The organism is Oceanisphaera sediminis (assembly GCF_039539745.1).
Classification (GTDB): domain Bacteria; phylum Pseudomonadota; class Gammaproteobacteria; order Enterobacterales; family Aeromonadaceae; genus Oceanimonas; species Oceanimonas sediminis.
This window is the reverse complement of the sequence record NZ_BAABDS010000013.1, coordinates 305-5,019: the sequence shown is the minus strand read 5'-3', so window position 1 is coordinate 5,019 and position 4,715 is coordinate 305. Positions and strand designations below refer to the sequence as shown.

The window sequence follows — 4,715 nt, the reverse complement described above, 5'->3', positions numbered from 1 at the left end:
GGAAATCGAAGGGCGGCGCGGTTATCCCGCCTCCTGCACCACGCCGGTCGAGCCGGGCATGGTGGTACGCAGCCAGACCCGGGCCCTGGCCAAACTGCGCCGCAACGTGATGGAGCTGTATATCTCCGATCACCCCCTCGACTGTCTGACCTGCCCGGCCAACGGTGACTGCGAACTGCAGGACATGGCGGGCGCCGTGGGCCTGCGCGAGGTGCGCTACGGCTTCGACGGCGAAAATCATCTGGAGGCGTTCAAGGACGAGAGCAACCCCTATTTCAGCTTCGACCCCAGCAAGTGCATCGCCTGCTCCCGTTGTGTGCGGGCCTGTGGCGAGGTGCAGGGCACCTTCGCCCTGACCATCGAAGGCCGGGGCTTCGACTCCAAGGTGTCTGCCGGCAAGAACACCAGTTTCGTCGAATCGGACTGTGTCTCCTGCGGCGCCTGTGTGCAGGCCTGCCCGACCTCGACCCTGATGGAAAAATCGGTGATCGATCAGGGCCAGCCCGAGCACAGCGTAATCACCACCTGCGCCTATTGTGGCGTGGGCTGTTCGTTCAAGGCGGAAATGAAAGGCGACAAGGTGATCCGCATGACCCCCTGGAAGGGCGGCAGCGCCAACCATGGTCATTCCTGCGTCAAGGGCCGCTTCGCCTTCGGCTATGCCACCCACAAGGACCGGCTGACCAAGCCGATGATACGGGCGTCCATCGACGAGCCCTGGAACGAAGTCAGCTGGGAGGAGGCCATCGCCTTTTCTGCTCGCCGTTTGCGCGAGGTGCAGGACAAGCACGGACGCAAGAGCGTGGGCGGCATCACCTCGTCCCGCTGTACCAACGAAGAAACCTATCTGGTGCAGAAGCTGATCCGCGCGGCGCTGGGTAATAACAACACCGACACCTGTGCTCGGGTCTGCCACAGCCCCACCGGCTATGGCCTCAAGATGACATTGGGCGAGTCGGCGGGCACCCAGGACTTCGACTCGGTGATGGAAGCCGACTGCATCATGGTGATTGGCGCCAACCCCACCGACGCCCACCCGGTGTTCGGCTCCATGATGCGCAAACGCCTGCGCGAAGGCGCCAGCCTGATCGTGGCCGACCCGCGTGAAATCGATTTGCTGGACACGCCCCATGCGGGGGAGGGCATTCACCTGCCAATCCGCCCGGGCACCAACGTGGCCCTGATCAACGCCCTGGCCCACGTCATCGTCACCGAAGGGCTGGAAGACGAGGCCTTCGTGGCCGAGCGCTGCGATCCGGAAGAGTACCGCACCTGGCGCGCCTTTGTGGCCGAGCCGCGTCATACTCCCGAGCTGATGGCAGACGTGATCGGCGTGCCGGCCGAGACCATCCGTCGGGCCGCGCGCCAGTACGCCACCGCCGGCAACGGCGCCATCTATTACGGCCTGGGCGTGACCGAGCACAGCCAGGGCTCGACCATGGTCATGGGCATCGCCAACCTGGCCATGGCCACCGGCAATATCGGCCGGCCCGGGGTCGGGGTCAACCCGTTGCGGGGCCAGAACAACGTGCAGGGTTCCTGCGACATGGGCTCCTTCCCGCACGAGCTGCCGGGTTATCAGCCGGTCAACAACGACCGGATCCGCCACCGGTTCGAGGCAACCTGGGGCGTCAGCCTGGATGCCGAGCCGGGGCTGCGCATTCCGCACATGTTCGATGCCGCCATCGCCGGCGAATTCAAGGCCATGTATGTGCAGGGGGAGGACATCGCCCAGTCGGATCCCAACACCCATCATGTGGAGGCGGCGCTGCGCTCGCTGGAGCTGCTGATCGTGCAGGATCTCTTCCTCAACGAGACCGCCAAGTTCGCCCACGTGATCCTGCCCGGCTCCACCTTCCTGGAGAAAAACGGCACCTTCACCAACGCCGAGCGCCGCATTAACCGGGTGCGCAAGGTGATGCCGCCGCTGGCGGGCAAGGAAGACTGGGAAGTGACCATGGCGCTGGCCAATGCCCTCGGCTACCCGATGCATTACGATCATCCTTCCGAGATCATGGATGAAATCGCCGGCCTGACGCCCTCGTTCACCCATGTCAGCTATGACAAGCTGGAAGAGCTGGGCAGCATTCAGTGGCCCTGCAACGACGAGCATCCCGACGGCATGCCCATCATGCACGGCGACAGCTTCCCCATCGGCCTGGGACGTATGGTGGTGACCGAGTTCATTCCCACCACCGAGAAGGTATCGGAAAGCTACCCCTTGCTGCTGACCACGGGGCGTATTCTCAGCCAGTACAACGTGGGCGCCCAGACCCGGCGCACCGACAACAACGTCTGGCACAGCGAGGACGTGCTGGAAATCCACCCGCACGACGCCGAGCTGCGGCAGATTGCGGACGGCCAGCCGGTGACCATCGCCAGCCGCACCGGCAATACGGTGCTGAAGGCCAGGTTGAGCAAGCGCATGCAGCCGGGCGTGGTGTATACCACCTTCCATTTCCCGCACAGCGGCGCCAACGTGATCACCACCGACAATTCCGACTGGGCCACCAACTGCCCGGAATACAAGGTAACGGCGGTGCAGGCGCTGGGCACGAACGCCAATGCGCTGTCCGACTGGCAGCAGAAGTTCTATGCCTTTACCCGCGAGCAGCTGGAGCACTTTGAGGAAATTGAAGGGAGGAACAGGAGACAAATGGTTAGATGACCCACTCTCCCCTTGTAGCCCCTGAATGGGGCTGCTTGTTCTACACCAAAAGCAGGAGTTATCCATGCTCTCTTTCTTGCGTGACCTGTCGCTGACCTCAGTAGCTGCCGGCTTTCTGGCCGTGCTGGTGTCTTATGCCGGGCCACTCGCCATCCTTTTTCAGGCCGGCGCTGGCGTCTCCGAGACCATGCTGACATCTTGGATCTGGGCCATCTCCATTGGTACCGCCGTCTCCGGTATACTGCTGTCGCTCTGGATCAGAGCCCCTGTAGTTACCGCTTGGTCGGCCCCAGGTGCAGCCCTATTGGTCACCCTTTTTCCGGAACTGTCTCTCAACGAGCCGTCGGCGCCTACCTCACAGCGGCGGTCATTATGCTGATCATCGGCCTATCCGGCAGCTTCGATGCCTTGATACGCGTAATTCCTAGAGGTGTGGCAGCCGGCATGATGGCCGGTATTCTGTTCCAGTTTGGGGTCGGAGCCTTCACTGCTATCGAAGGATCGCCGGCTCTAGCCATAGGCATGCTGGTAGCGTATGTGGTATTTCGCCGGCTGTGGCCCAAATACACCCTGATCCTGCTGTTGATCGCCGGTGTGCTCTTGGCCGTGGTATTAGAGGGCGCTTCGCTATCCGGGGTGCGCTGGGAACTGGCTGTGCCCCAGTTCATCACACCGCAATGGTCCCTCGGTTCAACCCTCAGCCTGGCCCTACCACTGGTACTGGTCAGCCTGACCGGGCAATTCTTGCCGGGTATGGCGATCCTGCAGGGCGCTGGCTATTCGGTCAGCTCCCGACCTGTGATTGGGGTAACCAGCTTGGTGTCTCTGCCGATGGCACTGTTTGGTGGCATCAGCATAGTGTTGGCGGCTATCACCGCTGCCATTTGCGCCGGCAAGGATGCCCACGTAGACCCGGCGCGTCGCTATGTAGCCGGGGTATTCAACGGCGTCTTCTATCTGCTCGGAGGCCTGTATGCCGGCACTATCGTCAGCCTGTTTACTTCGCTGCCGTCGGCATTCGTTGCTGTGATGGCCGGACTTGCCCTGCTCGGGGCCATCGCCGGCAATCTGTTTTCCGCCCTGGAAGATGCCCAGCATCGCGAGGCATCCCTAATCACCTTTATCGTCACCGCCTCCGGCCTATCTCTATATGGAATGTCATCGGCCCTATGGGGAATTATAATCGGTTATTGTGTGTACCTTATGCTGACAAACAACTTAAGAACCACTGGAAAAAATCAGTGGTTGGAGGTATTAACCAGAGTGCGATCTCATTTAAAGCCATAAGTCTAATTATGTAATGGTCAGCTAATCCGGACGGTAAATTATACCAATCTGGAAAACTAACTAATCTTCTCGGTTTCACGGTAAAGGTCGAACGAAGGGTTCACTCCACCGGCACGCTGGAGTCGACCCCTTCATCCGCCCCAATGCTGCGGAGTCGCCTGTGGAGCGACCTGCAGACAACTCGGTGCTAAGGAGAGGCAACAGAGAGCGGCTCCCGCGACCGTGAAATGCCAAGGACGGCATTTCCGAGCCCCCATGGATAGGTTTATGGCGTGTCGCGGGAGGTGACTCTGTTTCCTCTCGTGTCCTGCTTTAAAATAGATCATATTTTTATTTAGATTGGTATTAGACCGATTCTTGGCTTGAACCTGCGGCAGACTATCATGTATTAATGATATCGTTACCGATTGTAGTAGTTCATCAAGTAATACCAAATCTGATTGGAATTACCCTTAGTCATCCCCTTATATGAGCTGCGCTACGCTTGGATGGATGGGTAGACCTTTTGAACCCCGGTCAAAACCGAGCTATGGTCACTAAATGGTCACGGTTTGGTCACGAGGGGTGGTTTGACAACATGAAAAAGGATGAATTTACTGAACGACAGATAGCAAAAAGCCCTTAGCTTTCAAAAGCTAAGGGCTTCTCTAATAATGGCGGAGTGGACGGGACTCGAACCCGCGACCCCCGGCGTGACAGGCCGGTATTCTAACCAACTGAACTACCACTCCGCAAAGCTTGATAGTACGGGACTAAATTG

The 4,715-nt window shown here is 59.5% G+C and carries 1 protein-coding gene, 1 tRNA gene and 1 pseudogene; 2 read left to right on the top strand and 1 reads right to left on the bottom strand.

What is annotated here, in order from left to right; genetic code table 11:
• Positions 1 to 2,668, top strand: a 2,668-nt coding sequence (gene fdhF, locus ABD827_RS05470; protein WP_344963099.1) for a formate dehydrogenase subunit alpha, incomplete at its 5' end; no start/stop codon positions are given.
• A 25-nt stretch (positions 2,669 to 2,693) separates the two neighbouring features.
• Positions 2,694 to 3,955 (top strand): annotated as a pseudogene (locus ABD827_RS05460) (benzoate/H(+) symporter BenE family transporter).
• 654 nt (positions 3,956 to 4,609) lie between these two features.
• Here the strand turns inward: ABD827_RS05460 and ABD827_RS05455 are convergent.
• Positions 4,610 to 4,686 (bottom strand) — tRNA-Asp (locus ABD827_RS05455).
• Between the last annotated feature and the right edge of the window lie 29 nt (positions 4,687 to 4,715).